Origin of the sequence: Lactobacillus sp. UMNPBX6 (genome assembly GCF_002553975.1) — a bacterium.
Classification (GTDB): domain Bacteria; phylum Bacillota; class Bacilli; order Lactobacillales; family Lactobacillaceae; genus Lactobacillus; species Lactobacillus gallinarum.
Map to the genome: position 1 here is coordinate 48,688 of NZ_PCZD01000003.1, position 22,751 is coordinate 71,438.

General features: G+C 35.5%; 25 protein-coding genes and 1 pseudogene. 6 read left to right on the forward strand and 20 right to left on the reverse strand.

The genetic code is table 11. The annotated features are described in order from the left end of the window. The 7 genes from CP357_RS00975 to CP357_RS01005 all read right to left on the reverse strand — a co-directional run bounded on the left by CP357_RS00975 (position 1) and on the right by CP357_RS01005 (position 5,795). Complete coding sequence (locus CP357_RS00975; RefSeq protein WP_098036326.1) at positions 1 to 843, reverse strand: ABC transporter permease; 843 nt, start codon at positions 841 to 843, stop codon at positions 1 to 3. A gap of 12 nt (positions 844 to 855) precedes the next feature. After that, positions 856 to 1,692: an ABC transporter permease gene (locus CP357_RS00980; protein ID WP_098036327.1), complete on the reverse strand. Its 837-nt coding sequence runs from the start codon at positions 1,690 to 1,692 to the stop codon at positions 856 to 858. Continuing rightward, positions 1,692 to 2,399: an ATP-binding cassette domain-containing protein gene (locus CP357_RS00985; RefSeq protein WP_098036328.1), complete on the reverse strand. Its 708-nt coding sequence runs from the start codon at positions 2,397 to 2,399 to the stop codon at positions 1,692 to 1,694. The genes CP357_RS00980 and CP357_RS00985 overlap by 1 nt, the downstream gene beginning before the upstream one ends. After that, entirely contained in the window at positions 2,392 to 2,766 is a 375-nt protein-coding gene (locus tag CP357_RS00990; protein ID WP_098036329.1) for a GntR family transcriptional regulator, read from the reverse strand. Before CP357_RS00990 ends, CP357_RS00985 begins: the two co-directional genes overlap by 8 nt. 290 nt (positions 2,767 to 3,056) lie before the next feature. After that, on the reverse strand, positions 3,057 to 4,298 hold the full coding sequence (gene pepT, locus CP357_RS00995; RefSeq protein ID WP_098036330.1) for a peptidase T: 1,242 nt from the start codon (positions 4,296 to 4,298) through the stop codon (positions 3,057 to 3,059). Positions 4,299 to 4,318: 20 nt separating this feature from the next. After that, positions 4,319 to 5,116 carry a Nif3-like dinuclear metal center hexameric protein gene (locus CP357_RS01000; RefSeq protein ID WP_098036331.1) on the reverse strand — a complete coding sequence of 266 codons (798 nt, stop codon included), beginning with the start codon at positions 5,114 to 5,116 and terminating at the stop codon, positions 4,319 to 4,321. After that, positions 5,109 to 5,795 carry a class I SAM-dependent methyltransferase gene (locus CP357_RS01005; RefSeq protein WP_025014652.1) on the reverse strand — a complete coding sequence of 229 codons (687 nt, stop codon included), beginning with the start codon at positions 5,793 to 5,795 and terminating at the stop codon, positions 5,109 to 5,111. The genes CP357_RS01000 and CP357_RS01005 overlap by 8 nt, the downstream gene beginning before the upstream one ends. A gap of 102 nt (positions 5,796 to 5,897) precedes the next feature. On the opposite strand from CP357_RS01005, the gene CP357_RS01010 reads away from it, so the two are divergent. Together CP357_RS01010 and CP357_RS01015 are read left to right on the forward strand one after the other, a co-directional pair. After that, a complete protein-coding gene (locus CP357_RS01010; RefSeq protein WP_098036332.1) occupies positions 5,898 to 6,338 on the forward strand; it encodes an 8-oxo-dGTP diphosphatase in 441 nt (146 codons plus the stop codon). Beyond that, positions 6,339 to 7,007 (forward strand): M23 family metallopeptidase, encoded by a 669-nt coding sequence (locus CP357_RS01015; RefSeq protein WP_098036333.1) that lies wholly within the window; start codon positions 6,339 to 6,341, stop codon positions 7,005 to 7,007. A 50-nt stretch (positions 7,008 to 7,057) separates the two neighbouring features. Here CP357_RS01015 and rpoD read toward each other — a convergent pair whose 3' ends face one another. The 10 genes from rpoD to rpsU all read right to left on the reverse strand — a co-directional run bounded on the left by rpoD (position 7,058) and on the right by rpsU (position 17,172). Further along, positions 7,058 to 8,170 carry an RNA polymerase sigma factor RpoD gene (gene rpoD / locus CP357_RS01020; protein ID WP_056945521.1) on the reverse strand — a complete coding sequence of 371 codons (1,113 nt, stop codon included), beginning with the start codon at positions 8,168 to 8,170 and terminating at the stop codon, positions 7,058 to 7,060. A 16-nt stretch (positions 8,171 to 8,186) separates the two neighbouring features. Further along, positions 8,187 to 10,022 (reverse strand): DNA primase, encoded by a 1,836-nt coding sequence (gene dnaG / locus CP357_RS01025; RefSeq protein WP_098036334.1) that lies wholly within the window; start codon positions 10,020 to 10,022, stop codon positions 8,187 to 8,189. A 22-nt stretch (positions 10,023 to 10,044) separates the two neighbouring features. Further along, on the reverse strand, positions 10,045 to 12,108 hold the full coding sequence (glyS, locus tag CP357_RS01030; RefSeq protein ID WP_098036335.1) for a glycine--tRNA ligase subunit beta: 2,064 nt from the start codon (positions 12,106 to 12,108) through the stop codon (positions 10,045 to 10,047). Next, positions 12,101 to 13,018: a glycine--tRNA ligase subunit alpha gene (gene glyQ / locus CP357_RS01035; protein ID WP_056945522.1), complete on the reverse strand. Its 918-nt coding sequence runs from the start codon at positions 13,016 to 13,018 to the stop codon at positions 12,101 to 12,103. Before glyQ ends, glyS begins: the two co-directional genes overlap by 8 nt. 253 nt (positions 13,019 to 13,271) lie before the next feature. Next, on the reverse strand, positions 13,272 to 14,024 hold the full coding sequence (gene recO / locus CP357_RS01040; protein ID WP_025005644.1) for a DNA repair protein RecO: 753 nt from the start codon (positions 14,022 to 14,024) through the stop codon (positions 13,272 to 13,274). Beyond that, complete coding sequence (gene era / locus CP357_RS01045) at positions 14,024 to 14,929, reverse strand: GTPase Era (protein ID WP_025005643.1); 906 nt, start codon at positions 14,927 to 14,929, stop codon at positions 14,024 to 14,026. Before era ends, recO begins: the two co-directional genes overlap by 1 nt. Further along, a complete protein-coding gene (ybeY, locus tag CP357_RS01050) occupies positions 14,930 to 15,454 on the reverse strand; it encodes an rRNA maturation RNase YbeY (protein WP_098036336.1) in 525 nt (174 codons plus the stop codon). It lies immediately after the preceding gene. A 2-nt stretch (positions 15,455 to 15,456) separates the two neighbouring features. Further along, a complete protein-coding gene (locus CP357_RS01055) occupies positions 15,457 to 16,416 on the reverse strand; it encodes a PhoH family protein (protein WP_087176056.1) in 960 nt (319 codons plus the stop codon). A gap of 25 nt (positions 16,417 to 16,441) precedes the next feature. Beyond that, a complete protein-coding gene (locus tag CP357_RS01060) occupies positions 16,442 to 16,885 on the reverse strand; it encodes a GatB/YqeY domain-containing protein (RefSeq protein ID WP_087235510.1) in 444 nt (147 codons plus the stop codon). Between the two features lie 110 nt (positions 16,886 to 16,995). Next, positions 16,996 to 17,172 (reverse strand): 30S ribosomal protein S21, encoded by a 177-nt coding sequence (rpsU, locus tag CP357_RS01065; RefSeq protein WP_002880182.1) that lies wholly within the window; start codon positions 17,170 to 17,172, stop codon positions 16,996 to 16,998. Between the two features lie 261 nt (positions 17,173 to 17,433). On the opposite strand from rpsU, the gene CP357_RS01070 reads away from it, so the two are divergent. The 4 genes from CP357_RS01070 (at position 17,434) to CP357_RS01085 (ending at position 20,945) form a co-directional block, all read left to right on the forward strand. Beyond that, positions 17,434 to 18,270, forward strand: a complete 837-nt coding sequence (locus CP357_RS01070; protein WP_025005640.1) for a pyruvate, water dikinase regulatory protein — start codon at positions 17,434 to 17,436, stop codon at positions 18,268 to 18,270. 182 nt (positions 18,271 to 18,452) lie between these two features. Further along, positions 18,453 to 19,091: a M23 family metallopeptidase gene (locus tag CP357_RS01075; RefSeq protein ID WP_098036337.1), complete on the forward strand. Its 639-nt coding sequence runs from the start codon at positions 18,453 to 18,455 to the stop codon at positions 19,089 to 19,091. Between the two features lie 184 nt (positions 19,092 to 19,275). Continuing rightward, the gene (locus CP357_RS01080) at positions 19,276 to 20,154 is read left to right on the forward strand and encodes a YitT family protein (protein WP_098036338.1); all 879 of its coding nucleotides are present in this window, start codon (positions 19,276 to 19,278) and stop codon (positions 20,152 to 20,154) included. A gap of 146 nt (positions 20,155 to 20,300) precedes the next feature. After that, positions 20,301 to 20,945, forward strand: coding sequence for a temperature-sensitive replication protein (locus CP357_RS01085; protein WP_098036339.1), 645 nt, complete (start codon positions 20,301 to 20,303; stop codon positions 20,943 to 20,945). Between the two features lie 37 nt (positions 20,946 to 20,982). Here CP357_RS01085 and thrB read toward each other — a convergent pair whose 3' ends face one another. From thrB to CP357_RS01100, 3 genes and pseudogenes are all read right to left on the reverse strand, one after another. Then, positions 20,983 to 21,849 carry a homoserine kinase gene (thrB, locus tag CP357_RS01090; RefSeq protein ID WP_056945524.1) on the reverse strand — a complete coding sequence of 289 codons (867 nt, stop codon included), beginning with the start codon at positions 21,847 to 21,849 and terminating at the stop codon, positions 20,983 to 20,985. Between the two features lie 16 nt (positions 21,850 to 21,865). Beyond that, a complete protein-coding gene (locus tag CP357_RS01095; protein ID WP_098036340.1) occupies positions 21,866 to 22,087 on the reverse strand; it encodes a hypothetical protein in 222 nt (73 codons plus the stop codon). Between the two features lie 153 nt (positions 22,088 to 22,240). After that, positions 22,241 to 22,751: pseudogene (locus CP357_RS01100) on the reverse strand (transposase); the annotation flags it as partial.

Consider the following 22,751-nt stretch of genomic DNA (forward strand, 5'->3'; position numbering starts at 1 on the left):
CTAACGATTAACAATTTTAGGCTCAACAAATTTTTGAATAAGAAGACAATTGATAATTCCTAATAAAATTGCGCCAATCCAATATTCTAGTGTAGAAATTCCCAAAGTATCTACATCAATAGCCTTATTTGCTCGAGCAAATAAATGATTAGTATACATAGTTAATATTTGATCATTGATTCGCAATGCAATAATTACACCAACAATTACCAAGATAGCCATTACGACTAATCTAACTCCTGTAGTATTCTTCATTGGCAACTGATCAGCAATAGTTCTAGTTAAAAAGTTGGTCAAGCTAACAAAAGCAAAAATAATTAAAACTAGTCCAACCAAAGCTAATAATTCTTCAACAAAAGCCCAAACTGTTTCGCCGAAAGAAATATTAGCGCCAAAACTTGTACCTACAAATGGATTAATATTGTGACTATAACTATCAATAATAACAACGATCATTCCAATTACGACTTGAATAACAAAGATATAGGCACATTCTACTATGCTAGAAATAATATTAATGATCCAGATTTTACTGCCAGATGCTGGAATTAACTGCCAAGTCTGACTCAAATTGATTTTTTCATTTTGCCAACACATTAAACCTAAAAAGATAAAATCTGCAAAAAATGTAGTCAGTGTACCTAGTCCTAGTATTAAGTCCCAAATGTTGTCATTTCCAAAAATTCCACTAGCCATATTATTAACAGAATTTCCATTGCCTTTAAAAATAATCCCCATTAAGAACATAAACGCTACAGCAAAAGTTTGGATTAATAAAACTAAATCAGCATAATGACGCTTCTGCAAAAACATTTGCTTAAATAAGGCTTTATTACTTGTCATAATCAGCCTCCATTAATTTTGCTTTGCTTCGACAAATTTATTCAAAAGCAAGATATCGATTAAAGTTACAATTACATCAAAAGCAAGAAATGCAAGAAGTGTTGTACCTACTCCTGAATCGCCAGTACCAAAATCAAATGGCGTAAAACGACCAATTACTGAAAACAATGTAGTTCCCGCATAAGCCAAAAGCCAAATAATTACGATGACTGTCACTAATCTTACAAAGAATACGAGTACTTTGCTTGAACCACTTGGTAAGAAATCCATAATACTTCTACTACTTAAGTTAATTAGACTAACTACTGCATACCAAGCATAGCCAAGTAAAATTATCAAAAACAATCCACCTAATAGTTGACCCCAATCTTGAGCACTAAAGTCAAAATTGCTTCTTTGAAGTGCAATTTTGATTTCTTTACTTGATAAAAGCAAAGGTAAAGATGCAACTATAACAGTAGCAATTTCTAAAATTCCCAGCCAAATGTATGTGAAGAAAGCTGTACCAAAGTTACTCAATAAGAACTTAGTATCACTAATCGGGATTAAACGCCAAGTTTGACTACGATTTATTCTTTCATTTTTTACAGAAGAAACAATCCAATAAACAAATGCTGCTATAAATGACGTCATAAACATCATTACCGCAAACATGAATAAGAATTCAACTATTGGATTAATTGATTCTCTCGCATTTCCTACTACTACCTCTTGAGAATGACCTCCAGCCGAAACCGTCATCATGATTGTAAAACAGAGGGTGGCAAAGGCTTGGATCAAGTAAATCAGATAAACTGACTTACTTTTTTCTTGAAACATTCTATTGAACAATGTGTTAAAACTAGTCATTATTCATCATCCTCATCTGCATAAAAGCTCTCGTAGTATTCCTCGATTGACTTGTTATTTTGACGAATATCATCAGCAGACTTGTGTTCAAGAACTGTATGGTTCTTTACGATCACTACTTCATCAAGCAATGATGAAATTTCATTTACAAAATGATCGGAAATCAAAATAGTGGATTTTTCATCTTTCCATAAAATAATTGAATTAATGATCTTCTTACGAGCCATTGCATCAATTCCACCGAATGGTTCATCGAGTAAGTACAAATCTGCTTTACGAGCAAAAGTCAAAGCAATGATCAATTTTTCACGCATACCACGAGATAATTGGCTAAGCTTCATATCTGGATCTAACTTCATAAATTTGCGTAATTCGTCAAATTCATTTTCATCAAAATCTTGAAAAATTGTAGAGTAAAAACGAACAACCTGAACAATCTTAGTTGAATCGCTAAAGCCTGTTAAACCATCGGTAAAAGATAACTTTGTCTTTCTTTCAGCTTCCTTAGTTGCACCAGCTAAATCAATCTGTCCCTTATAGTTTTTAGCAACTCCAGCGATAATTCGCATTAAGGTTGTTTTCCCTGCCCCATTTTCACCTAATAAGGCAACGATTTTACCTGACGTTAAAGTTAGATCTACGTCTTTTAAAATAGTTTTTTGATTCTTCTTGTAAATTAAATCTTTAATAGTTAATAAATCACTCATTATGATCCTCACTATGCCCCAAGTAATCTGTAAGCGTCGAAACAAGCTCGTCTTGCTTTACGCCTAACTTTTCCATATTTTGAACAAATTCATCTAACTCATTATTGATGAGGGATTGCTTTGTTTTAGACAACAGTTCCGTATCTTCAGTAACAAAATTTCCTTCACCACGCTTAGTATAAAGAATGCCTTGTGTATTCATTTCTTGCAAAGCACGTTGAACAGTATTGACATTAACAGTCAATTCCAATGCCAACTTTCTAACCGATGGGATCTTTTCACCGGCCTTCATCTTCCCTAAAGCGATTTGGCGATACAAATATTGCTCAATTTGAAGATAAATAGGAATATTATCTTTGAATTCCATTAACTCACCTTCTGCATATACTGTATTATTTATCTATTACACTAATAATACTACTAACTTTATTTTGAAATTTCAAGCATTATTTTTTACTTTGTTTCACAAATCAATATAATTAGAATTTTAAACAAAAAAACAGCTAATATTACTGATCTAACAGTAATATTAGCTTGCTTTTTGTTGTTCATAATACTAGTGAATAACTTATATTTGCTTTCTTTCATTATAAGATATGCATAATATCGGCTATCTAAAAGTATATATTTTTACAAGGCTTGTTTAAAATTGTTTCACTATTTAGCTCTTTCAGCATTTAATTCAGCCATTTTGATCATGACATCGACAGCCTTGTACATTGATTCAAGAACAGTGTATTCATAGCGACCGTGCATGTTTTCTTCACCTGCAAAAATATTAGGACATGGCAAACCCATGTAAGTTAATTGAGAGCCGTCTGTACCACCACGAACTGGATCTTCATTAACTTCTAAGCCTTCTGCCTTATATGCATCCCTAGCTAAATCAACGATATTCATGTGCTTCTTTAATTCATCAGCCATGTTGTAGTATTGATCCCACATCTTTAACTTGATTCGTTCAGTACCAAATTCAGCATTCATCTTGTCAACGATTGATTTAACTAAATGCTTACGTTCTTCAAGGCCATCACGTTCAAAGTCACGAATAATATAATCAAGATGAGCATTATCAACGGTTCCATCAAAATTCATCAAGTGGAAGAAGCCTTCACGACCATCAGTGTGCTCTGGACGATCATGTTCTGGCAATTGATTATGGAAATCAATACCTACTTGAATTGCATTAATCATTTGACCTTTAGCAACAGCTGGGTGAACATTCACACCTTGAATATCAAGGCTAAATTGTGCTGCTGAGAAAGTTCCCCAGTCAAGCTTACCAGGTGCTTCACCATCGACAGTAAAGGCAAAATCTGCACCAAAGTCTTTTACATCAAAATGTTCAGCACCAGTACCAATTTCTTCATCTGGTGTAAATGCTAAGCGAATCTTACCGTGCTTAACTTCTGGATGATTCATTAAGTATTCCGCAAAGGTCATTAATTCAGAAACACCACACTTGTCGTCCCCACCAAGCAAGGTATCGCCTGAGGCAGTAATTATAGTTTGACCCTTGTAATTCTTCAAATGTGGAAAGACCTTTGGATCAAGGTAAAATTCTGAATCGCCTAATTGAATTTTGCTTTCACCATCGTAGTTCTTATGAATTTGTGGCTTAACATTTTCTGAATTAAAGTCAGCTGTATCACTATGTGCTAAAAAGCCCATTACCGGAACATCATAGTCAACGTTTGAAGGAATTTCAGCAATTACACTACCTGCTTTTTGGTTGTAATGAATGTCACTTAAACCTAAGTCTTCAAGATCCTTCATAATGACGTTCTTTTGGAAGTTTTCTTCTCTTTCAGTTGAAGGAAAACGGTCAGAATGTTCATCTGAACGTGAATTTACTTTTACATACTTTAAAAATCTTGCCAATAAGTTTGGGTATTCCATTTACTCTGTCCTCTTTCTACCTAAAATAAATCTTGAAATGGATTGGTTGAAACTTCCGAAAATTCAACACCAACATTCCAATTATTTTCTTCGTTCCATTTCTTGAGACGATCATATACCTTATATTTAAACAATTTTTCAGTATAATGACCAGGGTCAACAACTGTTAAGCCTGATGAAATCATATCATGACCTACGTGATAGTAAACGTCACCAGTAATAAAGGCATCTAGATTATCATCTAAAGCGCTAGTCCAATATTTACCACCATCACCGCAAATAAAACCAACAGTAGAAATTTGTTTTTCATTATCTGCAGTAATCAGTCTAGCCATCTTAATGTTCATTTTATCTTTAACATAATAGGCAAAATCATAAGCTGACATTGTTTTAGGCAACTTACCTTTACGTCCCATTGCAATGCCATCATCATCTAAACAAAATGGCTCTACATCTTTTAATCCTAATTCTTCAGCCTGCCAATCGGCAGAACCATTTTGAGCTTTATCAGAATTGGTATGAATTGAATAAACAGTAATTCCATTTTTGATAATCTCGCCATACATTGCATTTTGCGCATTGGCAAAGTTCAAATTGCGAGCTGGTCTAAACATTACTGGGTGATGACTAACAATAAAATTAATACCTTTTTTGACAGCTTCTTCAACTACTTGCGGACGTACATCTAAAGTAGTCATTACTTTAGTAACATCCGCATCCATTGAACCAATTTGCATGCCAACAGGATCGCCCTTAGAAGCAATGTCTTCTGGGAAATCTTGTCTCAAGCGTTCTACTATATCTTTAACTTTAGTCATCGCTTAATTCCTCCTTAATCAGTTGAATATTATGTTCAACTTCATTAATACGGTCTTCATCTTTCTTGCGTGCTTTATTCAAATTTTGCAGCAATTTTTCATAATATTGCAATTGCCCTTGCCACTTTTGATAAAAGACTGGATTTTTTTCACGCATGATAAATGGGCCAAAGAAAATCTCTTTTTCAGTTAAATCATGCTTGTCTGAAGTTAATCTTGCCTTAATTAATTCATAAGTGTGGCCTGCTTCCGCAATTAACTTTTCAGCTACAATTTGATAATTATGCATCATTAACCAATTACGTACGCCTGCTTCACCGATATTAGGCTCAAGCACTAAATTCTTAAATTGAAAATCTTTACTCCAAGCTGTATCTAAGATATCTACCATTAATTTACCGCCCATACCAGCAATAACAACAGTATCTACTTGATCTTGATGAGTAATAGTCTCCAAGCCATTGCCTAAACGCGTTTCAATTTGGTCACTTAAACCTGCCTCTGCAATATCACTTTTAGCATTTTCAAGCGGACCTTCAGCTACATCACTTGCAATGGCAAATTTTATTTTTCCTGATTTAACTAATTCAATTGGCAAATAAGCATGGTCGGTTCCAATGTCTGCAACTTTGCTGTCCGGATCAACCATTTTTGCCAGCGTATTTAATCTTAAGTTCATTTAATCCTCCATAAAGAGTATGTTTAATCAAATTTTAGCATATTTAGTAGTTGTTTTTAGTCATGTTTTGCTATAATCGTACAAAGAAAGTGGGTTTTTGCATTGAAAAGAACTGAGACAGTAACTTTAACTAACATGTGCATGATCAAAAATGGAGATAAAATTCTAGTTTTGGACCGCAACGATCCAGTTTGGCCAGGCCTTACCTTTCCTGGTGGTCATATCGAACCACATGAGTCTTTTTGTGATTCAGTTATTCGAGAAATTAAAGAAGAAACCGGACTGGCCATTTCTCATCCCCAATTTGTTGGAGTAAAGCAGTTCTATGATAAAAATCATGAACGTTATTTAGTTTTCTTCTATACTGCCGATAAATTTAAGGGGACAGTCAAGGCATCAGACGAAGGGACTTTAACTTGGATGACTAAAGAAGAGCTGCAGCAACATAAGCTAGCTTATAATTTTGATCATGATTTACCTGTATTTTTCGATCCCAATGTTAGTGAACATATGCTTGATGGAAAACGAGATGAACTTTTTTAGATGAAAAAAACAGAAAGCAAAGTATCGCTTTTTATTGCATTAATTGCAATTATTATTTTCGCTTCGGTACCGCTTGGGCACTTTGATTTAAATGCCAATAGACCTCAGACTCAAGTCGTAAAAAAGAAAAAGCCTAAAAAGAAGAAAAAAGTAGTTCATAAGGTTACCTGGGGTTATCCTTTTAAACGCCTTTACGAAAAGAAAATAAAATTTAAATCAGGTCAAAAATTCGGTGAAACTGACATAATTAGACGTTACTACCCTACTAAGAGTTACTTCCACGATGGTTACGACTTCGGCTTCAGCGAAGTAGGACACTCCACTGTTTATGCTGTGCATGCAGGAACCGTTCATAAAGTTAAATATGCGCCCGGTCTTGGATTATACGTTTGGGTTATTTCTAAAGACGGATACGTAGAGATTTATCAAGAAGGTTTCTTAAGTATTACCGACATTTACGTTAAGAAAGGTCAAAAAATCAAACTTGGTCAAAAAATTGGTCGTTTAACAGGCTCACATATTCATTTAGGCATCACAAAAACTGATAAAGACTATATTGATAAACATGGTGTACCATGTCGCTACTATTGGAAAGACAACGGTACCTGGCTTAATCCTATGAAAATTATTGAAGATGACATTGCCGAAGGAAAAGCCAGCAGATCCTAAAAAAGACGTTAAGCATAACAGCTTAACGTCTTTTTTATAGATCTAGATAATTAATCCATAAAGTCACGCAATTGATTTGAACGACTTGGGTGACGAAGCTTTCTTAAAGCCTTAGCTTCAATCTGACGAATACGTTCACGAGTAACGCCAAACACCTTCCCCACTTCTTCCAAAGTACGAGTACGGCCATCATCAAGACCAAAACGCAAACGTAAAACATTTTCTTCACGGTCAGTCAAAGTTTCAAGTACTTGTTCAAGTTGTTCCTTAAGCATCTCATAAGAAGCATGTTGTTCTGGACTAGTTGCATCCTTATCCTCAATGAAGTCACCTAAGTGTGAATCATCCTCTTCACCAATAGGAGTTTCAAGAGAAACTGGCTCTTGTGCAATTTTAAGAATATCACGAACCTTATTGGTTGACATATTCATTTCAGCACCAATTTCTTCTGGAGTTGGTTCACGACCTAAGTCTTGTAACAATTGACGTTGAATTCTAATCAACTTGTTGATCGTTTCAACCATGTGGACAGGAATTCTGATTGTACGAGCCTGATCTGCAATAGCACGAGTAATAGCTTGTCTAATCCACCAAGTAGCATAAGTAGAGAACTTAAATCCAAGACGATAATCAAACTTATCTACGGCTTTCATTAGCCCCATGTTACCTTCTTGAATCAAATCAAGAAATGACATTCCACGTCCCACATAACGCTTAGCAATAGAAACTACCAAACGAAGGTTAGCTTCAGCCAATTCTTGCTTTGCTTCTTCGTCCCCTTCTTCAATTCTTTTGGCAAGTGCAATTTCTTGATCAGCAGTAAGAAGAGGTACACGTCCAATTTCTTTCAGGTACATCCGCACTGGATCGTTCATTCGAACGCTTGATGGTGCAGACATATCTTTTAATTCAGCCTTTTCAACATCTTTTTGTTTCTTTAAGGCTAGTCGTGATGGATCCCCATTCTCATCTACAATACTAATACCGTTATCTTCAAACTCTTGTACTAGTTGATCGACAGCCTTACCCTGCAAATTATATGGCTTAATCAGACGAGCAGTGAAATCTTTTTCTGTGATTATCTTGTCTTTTTTAACGTCCTTAACGACTTTCTTAACCATCTTGTCTAAAGATAGTTTTTGTGTAGTTTCTTTTTCTGCCACTAAAAAGCCTCCTTAATTAACCTAAGATTCTCTTCAACTCAATAATTTTTTGAGTAACTTCTATTGTTTTTTGAACATCTTCTCTGCGCTTAGCATCCTGCAATTGATTTTGAAGCTCATTCAGCTGGGAATAAATGCTGCGCTTTTGAAGTGCAAACACGTGCTCATTAATTTCTTGAATTGTAAAATCCTTCGGCATATGTGCTAGTTCAGCATCTACTATTATACCTTGAAGTTGCTCAGGAATAAAATCTAAAAAACTATCAATTTGTGGATTCTCATGCGTTGCAGCAAATTTTAGCCATAACTGGGATAAAGTTTCATAATCTTGATCAGGAAAATGAAACTTACCTTCCTGTAAATACTGTTGAGCATTTGCCGAATGAATAAATAAATAAAGCAAACGTGACTGACTGGGATGTTTTTGCACTTCTGTTTGCTGAATCGGCAATGTGTCTACACTCGTAGCAGGATCACCAAGATTTAAATCATTTGGTTGTTGAGCATAATAATCACGATTACGAGTTCGAGTATGACTGCGAGCACGATTATTTTTCCGCCGCTCACGAGCTAAGTTAGCTTTTAAAGAATTAAGCGATACACCAGCTGATCTAGATAATTTTTCCAGATACATATCTTGTTCAACTGGGTTTTTAACCTGATTAATTTCTTTAACTGCTTCATTTAAATATGTAATTTTTTCGCGATCATTATCTAAATTGTATTTCTGAGCTAATCTCTTAAGAAAGAAATCTGTAGGAGTTAAAGCACCCTTTATTTCTCCTCGATACTTCTCAGCGCCATATTTTCTTACATATTCATCTGGATCAAGCTTCTCTGGCAGGACAACAATTCCTAAATTAAAATTGCCGTCTTTACTAAACATTCGTGCTGCACGTTCTTCAGCGTGAACCCCCGGATCATCACCATCATAATTGACAATAATATTTGGAGTTACACGACGCAACATGTAAACTTGATCATCAGTCAAACTAGTCCCCATTGAAGCAACACCGGATTTGATTCCAGCTTTATAAGCAGCAATTACATCCATATACCCTTCATATAGAACTAGATGATCTTCACTACGAGCCGCTTTTTTGGCTTCCGCAAAATGAAATAAAACTTTAGACTTAGTAAAAACTTCAGTCTCCGGACTATTCATATACTTAGCTTCAGTTTTATCATTTGAAATTCGACGTCCAGAAAATCCAATGGAACGACCATTTTCATCTTCTAAAGGAAACATAAGGCGATCGCGGAAACGATCAAATAATCGACCGTCCTGAGTTTGTACAAATAAACCACTTTGCGCTAATTCGTCATCCTTATACCCCTTACCTCTCAGATAAGTTATTAAAACATTATCTTCTTTAGGAGCATAGCCTATTTTAAAATGCTCAAGTGTATCAGAATCTAATTGACGTTTTTTTGCATATTGCATCCCCCGCTCACCAGCTTTGGTAGTTAACAACACACGATGATAAAAGTCTACCGCGTCCTTATTAATACGCATAATGGGACTTAATTTTGTTCCACCATTTGCATTATAATCAGCTGGCATTGCAATGTGAGCAAATTCAGCAACTCGTTGAACACTTTCAGGAAAAGTTAGATTGTCTTTATACATTAAAAACTTAAAGACATTGCCACCCTTACCGCAACCAAAGCATTTAAAAAACTGTTTTTCCTCGTTCACCGTAAAAGATGGTGTTTTTTCCTGATGAAAAGGGCAAAGACCGATATAGTCTTTGCCTTTCTTTTCAAGTGAGACGTATTGGCTGATTACATCCACGATATTAACGTTACTGCGAACTTCCGCAATAAAATCTTCAGGAATCCGTCCAGCCATATGAAACACCTTTTCTATCTAATTATTTAATAACCAACTTACTCAAATCGCCTAAACGATCAGCTAATTCACTAATAGCAAACAATTGAGCTAAACGATTATTCTTAACTTTTTCATCTTTATCCATAATCATATTAGCTTCGAAGTATTGATCAATTACTGGTTGTAAATGAACAAATCCTTGGTACAAATCAGCTAAGCTGTCAATATTTTGTAAGTTTTGAACACCAGCATAAAGTTCTTTTTCACTATTATCAACAAATAAGCTTTCATCAACAGCAACCTTGCCAGTGAACTTAGCCTTCTTCAAAATGTTGTTAATTCTAGTCAAACTTTCTACCACTGGTTTAAATTCTTCATCATCATGGTGAAGTTGCAATACATTAGCGGCAGCTAAAATTTGACTTGGATCTTGTTGACTTGAAGCAAGAACAGCATCAACAATATCATACTTAAATTTATTCTTTTGTAAGTATTGCTTTACACGATCACGAATAAAGTCGGCTATTTCTTGTTCAGCATCGCCCTTAGGAAGCTTAGCTGGAGTTACACCACCAAGCATGTTAATGATTTCTGGTAATACTTCATTAAATGGAAGTGACCATTTTTCATTAAGCAAAATTCTAACAATACCATAAGCATAACGACGAAGTGCATATGGGTCATTAGATGATGTAGGAATCATACCTGCACCAAAGAAGGTAATGATAGTATCAATCTTATCTGCAACTGATAATAATGAACCTACTGTAGTTTCTGGAAGTGGACCTTCTGCTGTAGCTGGCATGTAGTGTTCTTTAATAGCAACTGAAACTTCTTCATCTTCGCCAGCAAGACGAGCATAATGCATCCCCATTACACCTTGAAGTTCTGCAAATTCACCTACCATTTGAGTTACTAAGTCAAACTTGTAAAGTTCACTTGCACGATCAAAATCAGTAACTACATTTTCAGGTAAATTCCAACGCTTTGCAAGGTAATCACCAATCATGCGAACACGTTGCATCTTTTCAGCCATTGAACCAATCTTATCGTGGAATGAAACATTCTTAAGACGATCAACAAAGTGGCTGAGTGGATACTTACGGTCTTCATCATAGAAGAATTGAGCATCGTCTAGACGAGCAACCAATACCTTCTCGTTACCAGAAATAACGTTGTCAAGGTAATCCTTGTTACCGTTACGAACAGCGATAAAGTGGTTAATTAACTTGCCATTTTCATCGTAAACTTCGAAGTATCTTTGGTTATCCTTCATTGAAGTAATTAAAACTTCATCAGGAATGTTTAAGTACTTTTCATCGAATGAACCAGCAAAAACAGTTGGATATTCAACAAGGTAAGTAACTTCTTCAAGTAAATCTTTATCTGGTTTAATTTGCCAATGATTCTTCTTAACCAATTCGTTCATTTGGTTAACAATCATGTCTTTACGTTCTTCTGCATTAGCGATTACGTATTGATCCTTCAATGCGTCTTCATAATCGTCAGCATTAGCTAAGACAACAGAATCACCTAAGAAGCGGTGGCCTTGAGTCTTACGACCTGCAGTAATATCCAAAATCTTAACAGGAATTACATCGCTACCAAATAATGATACAAGCCAGTGAATTGGACGAACAAATTCAAAATCATTTGAATCCCAACGCATCTTAGTTGGAAAAGTCATTGCCTTAATAATATCGCTCATGCCAAGCAAGATATCGCTAGCTTTTCTACCTTCTTTTTGTACGTGAACGTAAGCATATTCAGTACCCTTAAGTTCTTCGAAGTAAATATCATCAGTAGTCATACCTTGACCGCGAGCAAAACCTTGTGCAGCCTTGGTCCAATTACCATCAGCATCTTGGGCAATCTTCTTTGCAGGACCTTTTTTAATTTCATCGATATCATCTTGCTTTTCAGCTAAGTCTTCTACCAAAAGAGTTAAACGACGTGGAGTTGAAAAAGTCTTGATATCTTTGAATTTTAAGCCATTTTCTTTTAAAAACTTTCTTGTTCTGTCAGCTAATTGCTTAACGCTGCGTGGAACAACGTGAGCTGGCATTTCTTCAGTACCAATTTCAAATAAATAATCTTTAGCCATTTTCTACCCCCGCTTTCTTATCTTCTGCACTCTTAAGTAATGGGAAGCCGCGCTTTTCACGTTCTTCGACAAACTTAACAGCAACTTCGTGAGCCAAGTTTCTAATTCTTGATAAGTAACCAGCACGTTCAGTTACTGAAACAGCGCCACGAGCATCAAGCAAGTTGAAAGTATGTGAACACTTCAAGATATAGTCGTATGCTGGGTGTACAAGATTTTGACTAAGTAAACGCTTAGCAGTTGATTCATAAATATCGAAGAATTTAAGAAGTTGTTCTTGATCTGATTCTTCAAAAGCATACTTAGAATGTTCATATTCGGGTTGCTTAAAGATATCGCGGTAAAGTACGCCGTCGCCCCATTCAAGGTCAAAGACATTGTTAACGTCTTGAATGTATGATGCAAGTCTTTCAACACCATAAGTAATTTCACTCATAGTTGGCTTAACATCTAATTCACCAACAACTTGGAAGTAAGTAAATTGGCTAACTTCCATACCATCAAGCCATACTTCCCAACCAACACCGGCACAACCCATTGATGGATTAGCCCAGTTGTCTTCTACGAAACGAATATCGTGTTCCAAAGGATCGATACCTAAAACCTTCAAACTGTCTAAGTAATATTGTTGAATATCCTTAGGAGCTGGCTTAATAACAACTTGGAATTGGTGGTGTTGGAATAACCGGTTAGGGTTTTCACCATAACGACCATCTGCAGGTCTTCTAGAAGGCTCTACATAACAAGCTGCCCATGGTTCTGGACCAACTGCACGAAGAAAAGTGTAAGGACTCATAGTACCTGCACCCTTTTCAACGTCATATGAAGGCATAATCATACAACCTTTGGAGGACCAGAATTGTTCCAGCTTAAAGATCATATTTTGAATGTTTAATTTCTTATCTGCCATTTTCCTTAATTCTCCTCCTGCGCTAGGCCATAAAAAAAGCCTATGCAAAATTTTGCATAGGGACGAAATATTATCGCGGTTCCACCCTAATTCAGGAAGTATTCTTCCTGCACTTAATTGAATATGACTAGAGGTGCCTTTTCCTAATATGCCCTTCCACCTATCGACACTCGCTAAATTAGTACTTTTTTAAATCCTCATCATCGTCAAATACGTGTTTATTTTAACACATGAATTAGGTTAAAACCAGACTTTAAAACAGCTTTATTTCATCTAAAAATTTTTTAGTTTTCAGATTTAAATCGATTGTTTCTCTATAGATACGATCAATTGCTTTACGAGTTGCTTTTTTAGTCTCAGCATTTAATTCAATATTGCCCAACCGATTAATAGGTAAAAGTCCGATTGTGCGCAATACTGCAGTCTGCTTAGGCATTAAATGCAGCCGACTATTTACTACTGCAAAATGATCACTGCAAATAATTCCGCCTAATTTAATCGAATAATCAAATGTACCTTTTTCCTTGCCACAAATAACGCAATGACGCAATTCGGGCTCAACTCCAAAAGCACTTAACATTTTCATCTGTACGATTTGCGTAATCATTTCATTATCTACACCAGCATCAATCTTCTTCAGGGCAAAAACCGCTAAGTCATAATATTTACCAAGAGGTTGATATTCGACAAAAGCGTGATCAATTAAGTCAAAAATAAAAGAAGTGTAAGCATTCTTCGTCAAGTCACGGTACAAACCGTCAAACTGCTTCACTTCTTTATATGTACGCAGATTGCTTAAACCATGACCGTTTGTATAAATGACATATGTACCCATTGAGAAATTCAATGTCGCTGCACTCAATTGTGATTTTGGTCTCAATGCCCCTTTCACAATCAATGTAATAATGCCATCTTCTTTAGTCATGATCTTAGCTAATAAGTCTGCTTCTTTATATTTTTGCCTTTTAAAAATGATGCCCTGAACTTCTTTCAGTTCACGTGCCATCAACTAAGCTCCTTCTTGTCGTAGCCAATAAGTTTCAAAAAGCTTGGATCTGAACGCCAATTGTGTTGAACTTTAACCCAAAGGCGTAGATTTACTTTTTCACCAAGTAAATGCTCTATTTCTTTACGTGAATTAATACCGATCTGTTTGAGCATTTTACCACCTTTACCGATAATAATGCCTTTTTGACCATCTTTCTCCACATAAATAGTAGCTTCTATTAGTAACTTGCCATTTTGATGCTTATTCATTTGATCAACTGCAACTGCGGTAGCATGTGGCACTTCTTGGGAAGTTAGTCGCAGAATTTGTTCACGAATAAGTTCGGCTACCACAAAATATTCTGGGCGATCTGTGATCTGGTCAGCACCATAATATTGTGGGCCCTCTGGTAAATACTTATTAATTGTATTAAGTAAATCTTCAATACCAATACCCTGAGTAGCAGAAATTGGTAGTATTTCTTTAAAACCCTCAAGTTTATGATATGAATCCATAATTGGCAAAAGTTTATTAGGATGAATTTGATCAACCTTGTTAATTACCAAAAATACTGGTACCTTAACTTCTTTTAACAAGTTAGCAATATATTGATCACCTTTACCAATTTCCTCAGGTTCAACCATGAATAAGACTAAATCAACGTCATTCAAACTAGATAAACTAGCCTTATCCATATAATCGTCAAGTTTTGAATGAGGTTTAAAGATACCTGGCGTGTCAACAAATACAACTTGCATTTTATTTGAAGTATAAATACCTGAGATACGATTACGCGTTGTTTGTGGCTTACTTGATGTGATTGCTACTTTTTGACCTACTAAATAGTTCATTAAAGTTGATTTACCTACATTTGGTCGACCAACTAAAGCAACAAAGCCAGATTTAAATTGTTTTTCTTCCATCTATTTACCTCTGCCTTCATCTAATTGATCAGGATATAATGGCAACCCATATTCTTCCAATACCTTTCCTTGAATGCCAAACATTTCTTTGGCTTCATCAGGTTTGATATGATCATAGCCATTTAAATGTAAGAATCCATGAACTACTGTATAGCCAAATTCTCGATCAAATCCTGTACCATATTCCTTACTATGACGCTTTATCACGCTAGGACACATAAACAAGTCCCCAATATCTTCTTGAAAATCTGGATCATCTTCAAAAGCTGATAAATCAATTGCATCCTCACCATCTTCTATTGCAAAAGAAATAACATCAGTTGGACGATCTTTATCGCGATATTTCAAATTAATCTCATGACTACGGTCTTCATCGACAAAGTTAATACTCATTTCTAAGTCATTATCTTTGCCAATTTCCTTTTTAGCTAAAAGCAATAACTTCATAATCCAGTCTTGCCAGTCGCGATTCTTATCGTCTAAAAATCCGACTTCATCATGATAAGTAACATCAATTGGATCCATTTTTAATTTTTAATGTCCTCTTTTTCATAAGCAGTAATAATTTTGGCAACTACAGGATGTCGAACGACATCATTTGCAGAGAAGTTGATAAACTTAATTTGGTCGATATTCTTTAAAATATGCTTAGCATCGATCAAACCGCTATGCTGTCGTCCCGGCAAATCGACTTGAGTCATATCTCCATTTACGACCATCTTAGAGTTGAATCCAAGACGTGTTAAGAACATCTTCATCTGTGCATCTGTAGTATTTTGGGCTTCATCAAGAATTACAAAGGCATCATCAAGAGTACGTCCACGCATGTAAGCAAGTGGGGCAACCTCAATTACACCACGTTCCATCAAGCGGTCAGTCGTATTAGTACCAAGAATAGCGTACAAAGAATCGTAAATTGGTCTTAAGTAAGGATCAACTTTTTCTTTTAGATCTCCTGGCAAAAAGCCTAATGACTCGCCAGCTTCTACAGCTGGTCTAGTCAAAATTATGCGGGAAACTTCACCCTTTTTAAAGGCGGCGATTGCACAGACAACAGCCAAAAAAGTTTTACCTGTTCCGGCTGGTCCTATTCCAAAAACAACATCAGATTTATCAATGGCTTCAACATAACGCTTTTGACCCATATTTTTGACTCTAATTGGTCTACCTTTAGCATCCCGAATTAAAACCTTTTTATACAGATCTGCAAAGTACTCAGTTGTACCCTTATCCGCCATCTTCATCGCACTCACAGTGTCGGGCGCACCAACGTTAACGCCGGTATTCACAACATTGTCTAACGCTTTTAAAACAGCAATAGCCTTTTTAATATTTGCCTCATCATCTCCAACAATTACAATCTCATTGCCAGTATCCGAAATAGACAAATCATAACCCTCTGAAAGAAGCTTTAGATTTCCATCATTAACTCCAACTAATTTTTGAATGTCTTCTACCTTTTGAGGTATAAAAGTTGTTTGAGCCAAAAAGACCCGCTCCTTCTTGTTACTACTAATTCAGCTGATCACGAACTGTTTGTGAAGCAGCCTTGCCATCGGCACGTCCTTTAATTTTTGGCATCAATGCTTTCATTACTTTACCAAAATCAGACTTACCTTTGGCACCAACTTCATCAATCGTTTCCTTAACAGCAGATTCAAGTTCTTCCTTGCTCATTTGTTTAGGCATATACTTTTCTACTACAGCTAATTCCTTCTTAGTTTCTTCAACTAATTCAGTACGTTTGGCTTTAGTAAATTCCTCGATTGATTCTTCTCTTTGCTTTTTCTCACGATTAAGAACCGTTAATTCTTCATCTGGAGTTAAATCATGTCCCAACTTGATTTTTTCATTCATCAAAGCAGATTTAATCATCCGGACAGTATTAAGCGTAGTCTTATCATGATTTTTCATGGCTGTTTTCATATCAGTCATGATCTTATCTGACAAACTCAATATGCATCCTTCTTTCTATTAAAAACCCAATAGTATTATAACAAACTATACGCATAACTAAAATGAAAGTATAAAAAAACTCACCCATTCCCGGGTGAGCTTTCAGTATATTAATAATGTCTACGCTTGCGTGCAGCTTCAGACTTTAACTTTCTACGAACACTTGGTTTTTCGTAGAATTCGCGTTTGCGGTATTCTTGTAAGGTACCACTTCTTGAAACGGAACGCTTGAAACGACGAAGAGCATCATCAATAGACTCGTTTTCGTGAACGATTGTCTTAGCCATGTGTGATCCCTCCTTCCATTTCTTGGCGTTACGCCATACATTTACTTAAATTATACCAAACTAATTTTACGGGTCAATACATTCTTATAATATTTTTTATAAAATCCGGGATATTTTTAAGCCCTTACATTTTATCAGTTTTATTTAACCTTAAATTTAAATCTAATCATTCTATATAATTGTTACATGTTAGCTTAACGAATTTCCTTGTTAATCCGCTTTCATTAATAGTATAATTATTTCAGAAAGAGGTGCTATTATATGGCAGAAACAAAAGACCAAAATGAAGTAAATATCATCATTATTTCAGATGCCGCTGGTGATACTGCATTCAGCAACGCTACTGCTGCTGCTGCCGAATTTCCAAAGGCCCAAATTAATTATCGTCGTTATCCATTTATTACTAGCAAGGATAAACTTGATGAAGTCTTGGAGGAGATCGAAAAATATCCTAATTTAGTGATCATTTATAGTTTAGTAAAAGATGAGATGCAAATGCCCGTAATTAAATTTGCACGTGAGCATAACATTCAATGCGTTGACATCTTCTCACCAGTAGTTGAGGCAATTCAACAAACTACTCATATGACTCCTGATCAAAAGATCGGAGCACAACACAGCTTAAACCAAAAGTACTTTGACAGAATTTCTGCAATGGAATTTGCCGTAATGTACGATGATGGTAAAGATCCAAAAGGATTCTTAGAAGCAGATGTAGTGTTACTTGGGGTATCACGTACTTCAAAGACTCCACTTTCACTATTCTTAGCTAACAAGAATTTAAAAGTTGCTAACTTACCTTTAGTTCCAGAAACTCATATTCCAAAGGAAATCTACGAAATCGATCCTAAAAAGATTATCGGTTTAACCAATGACCCATCTGTTTTAAACGAAATCAGACGTCAAAGAATGATTGCTTATGGTCTAAACCCTGATACTACTTACTCCAACATGGATTCAATCAACAAGGAACTTGAATCAGCTCAAGAACTTTACAAGAAGCTAGGCTGTTACGTAATCAATGTTGCTCACCGTTCAATTGAAGAAACAGCAGCTCTTATTCTGGAACACTTGGGCATTGATGACTATGCAAAATAATCAGATAACTAAATAATTTCAAATCACTCTTGAAGTTCTTTCAGAGTGATTTTCTTTTGGACTAATTTTAACTTATATACGTTAGAAAGAAATTTGTAACTATCTCGTAAAACAAATGCGCTACAATAGTCTAGATCATATAGAGAGGATGAATAATCAGGCGCAACCTGAAATTACTATAGATGAAATTTCGTAAAACAATTATTACTTTATTGGGGACAGTTTTAGTAGGTTCAAGTTTTAATATTGCAAATGTCGTGTCTGCAGACACAGCGGAAGACTCTTCCCTTGCAGTCACTACAGAAAATGTTAAAGAAAAGAAAACATATAAATGGTGCTATCCATTCAAAGCTTGTGAAAAACATGGCGTGCGTCCAATGTTTAAAGCTCAAACTTTTGGTATGACTGATTATATGCGTTCTTCTAACCCACCTTATTATTTCCATGATGGTTGGGACTTTGGTTATTCTGAAGTTGGACGTTCTAACGTTTATGCTATTCACGCAGGTACTGTTAAAAAAGTTGCTTACGGTAGCGGACTTGGTTGGTTCATTTGGGTAATCAGTCCTGATAAATACGTTGAAGTTTACCAAGAAGGATTTACTAAAAAGAAAGACATTTACGTTAAGAAAGGTCAAAAGATTAAAGCCGGTCAAAAGATCGGCAAAATGACCGGCTCTCATTTACATTTAGGATTAACTAAAACCAACAAAGATTACATTAATAAACATGGTTTCCCATGCAAAAACTGGAACGTTGATAATGGCACTTGGCTAAATCCTATTAATGTAATCAAAAAATATTATAATGAAAAGAAATAGTACTTAACATAATCACGGATATTCAAAGTAAAATTTCTATACTCGGCAAATAAAATATTTGTAGTATAGGAATTTTTTATTGGTCCCTGACACAACTTTTGTTAAACTTAGTATATCATTCATTAAACATAATTTCGTTGTACAAATGTTGCATAATATTTGTCGCAACTAAAAAGGACAATAAATGGATCAATTAGATAAATTTAACAGACGCTATAATTTTCTTTCAAAATTATCTGCTGCTTTCTTTTATTCAATTGCTGTTGCTATTGCATTGAATTTTTTCTGGACACCTGGACACATGTATTCATCCGGGATCACAGGATTTGCTCAGTTAATCAACACAGTCAGTGAACGTTATCTTCCCTTCACATTAACAACATCATTTATGTACTTTATATTGAACTTTCCATTATTCATTTTGGCATGGTTCAAAATTGGTCATAAATTTACAATTTTTACTATTGTAGCCGTTGTTTTAGGTTCGTTCATGATGCATTGGATTCAGCCATGGCAAATGCGTCTAGACCCACTTGTCTGTGCCATCTTCGGTGCTTCAATTAATGGTATCGGTACAGGTTTAGCACTTAAAAATGGAATTTCAACCGGTGGTTTAGATATTATCGGAATTGTTATCAGACAAAAAACTGGGATTAGCTACGGTAAATTCAATATCTTTATCAATCTAATCATTATTGCCGCTGCTGGTTACATGTTCGGTTGGACACGTGCTTTATACTCCGCCTTAACAATTTTTATCAATGGCCGAGTAATCGATGCTGTCTATACGCAACACCAGAAGATGCAAGTAATGATTGTAACTCAGCATCCCCAACATATTATCGATGGTATTCAAAGCCGGATGCACCGCGGGATAACTATTTTGCATGATGCTGAAGGTGCATATAGCCATATTGAAAAGACTGTTTTGATCACGATCATCGATCGTTACGATATGTATGACATTCGTCAAATTGTTCAAAAAGCAGATCCATATGCCTTTATGAGCGTAAGTGAAGTTGAGAAGGTCTATGGACGCTTCAAGGAGCAAGAGATTGTTTAAATACAATTTATTAATAAGCCTATATTGGTTAGATATCGCCAATGTAGGCTTACTTTATTTATTCAATTTCTTCAAAAGTTTGCCCCTTTTCTGCCGCTTCATTTAATTAAAGTTTATAATTTAGTTAAATAGAAAGGCGGATTTCGATGAGTTCATATTATCAATTAGTTTGGCGAGAAAATGAGTTAGAGTCTTATCCTACAGATAAGCTAAACTTTATTTTCAATATTATTAATCGTCCCTTCCCCGTTAGTTACAGACAGCTATATCCTAGTAGAATCGAATGGCAAAAAGCTGTTAAAAAACACGAAGATTTAATTAAAAGAGTTAAAAATATTATCTTAAAACGTAGCGATGCTCATGATATAAGGCAGGCATGGCTCAAGCACCATCGTGAACAAACAGATACTACTAATGGCTTTACAATTGAACAATTAGCTAACAAATTACCTCACATGGCTAATCAACTTGGTGCATTTATGGAAATTGAAAATATTGAAATAAAATATTTTGATGATGACTTTAAACCTAGATACGATCTCTCCGATTTTCAAGATATTACTATAGATAATTACCCAAGTAGCGGCTTCAAGAAAAATGGCATGACCAAAGAAGCTTTTCTTAAACTTTATCCTCAAGTTCCAGAAAATAAATTAGATGAAGTTCTAGATATAGCCGATTGTAAATTAGAAAAAAAAGATAATACTGTAGTTATTCCATATTGGTACGCTGTCAATGCCAAACGAGTACTTGTAGACGGCGATTCATTTATCGAAACTTTCGATAATTAAAAAATGACCTTGATTTTAGTTAATCAAGGTCATTTTATTAATCTTCAATTATTTGGACGCCATTATTATCTGGTTTAAGTACTAATGTCTTATCTTTTAATCCGTGTTTTCTCAAACCTGATAAAAAGCCTTTAACATGTTCATCTTCAATCCAGGTCATAATCGTTGAACCTGCACCACTTAAATATGTTGCTAAAGCATGCTTTTGATGTGCAACCTCACGGACTTGCAAAAGCTCTGGTACAAGCCGTTCACGATACTTTTCATGAAAAACATCATTTTCCATGAGCTCGCCTGCCATTTGATACTCTTGTGTAAATAAGCTTGCTACCAGAGTATTAGCAATAGCTGAACCATGTGTAGCTGTCTTAAAATCCAGATGTTCAGGCAAAACATTACGTGATTTCTTTGTAGGCAAATTATATTCCGGCACATAAGCCACCAAAGAGAAATTAGGCAACGGTGCTTTAATAGTATCAAAATGATTGTCAATTTCCGTTCCAATAATTAAACCACCTAAAATTGTTGGCGCAATATTATCTGGATGGCCCTCAATTTTTGCTCCAATTTGTACTTTTTCTTTATCTGACAAATTTAACTTACCAAAATGATTAGCCAATTCAATTCCTGCAGCAATTGCACTAGAGCTGCTTCCTAAGCCATGCGCTAATGGAATATCACTTTTTACTCGTAAATGAAGAGGTTGCAATCCTGGATAAACTGTTAAAGCCGTTTTCACAATTAAATTATTTTCATCATGGGGAATATCTGGCATCACATGATCCACCTGAAAATGATCAGAGATGTTTAATACTTCCACTTCTAAATAAAGCGATACGGCCATACCTAAAGAATCGAAACCCGGTCCTAAATTGGCAGTTGAAGCTGGTGTCTTAATAATCATTTTTATAACTCCTCCATTATAAAATCTTATATTTGGCCATTAGTTTTACATTAGCAGCGCTCAATTTCTCTAATTGCAGTTGATTAATAGCCTTAGTTATTACGATAGTTCTATCCTCTATTTGCTTTAATTCTTGAATCTCTATCCCTAATTCATCAAGAATATTAGTCAAATGAGCAACTTTTTCTAGTTTAAACGATAAATAATATGGATTTTTAATATCTTTAGTAATAATCAAATAATCTTTACTAGAAAATCGGTTGAATAATTGGAGACTGTAAAATAGTTTGTGTAAGGATGAATGATTCCTTAAATTTATTTCCTTAAACTTCCCACATCAAAAAAACTATGAAGCCTTGAAAACTCAATAGTTTAGCCAGTAAATATTCAATTAAGCTGCTAGTGATGGCGATATAGCCTCTTGCATGTACTTCGGAAGGCGAGAAATGAAAGCGTTGGTGAATCTTTCCATCTGCTCTTCTGTCAGTTGGAAGATCTCTTTCACGCTCTCGAACATGGCTTCTACCAGGATCTGAAGGGAGTGATTGAAAGTGATGTCCGCAAGCTCGTCTATCATGCAGTAAAATAGCTCGCCCATAGTCCTATCATCTTCATCATCTCGCTTCTCAACTGACATGAACATGTAGCGCAAAAAGACAAAAGCTGTATGGGCAGTCAATGCATCATATGAAAGACCATGGTATTCAGTGCCAAGCTTCAAGAAACTCTTGCAGGTCTTGAAGAAGACCTCGATGTCCCATCTTTTGCCGTAAATTCTGATGATCTCATTTTCATCGATCGTCATGTCCGTGCAAATAAGAGCGATCCAGTCTTTGCGGTTGGAGCGATTTCTTACGCAGACTATTCTGGCGTCAATCTGGGTACCATCTTTGGCAGGATCT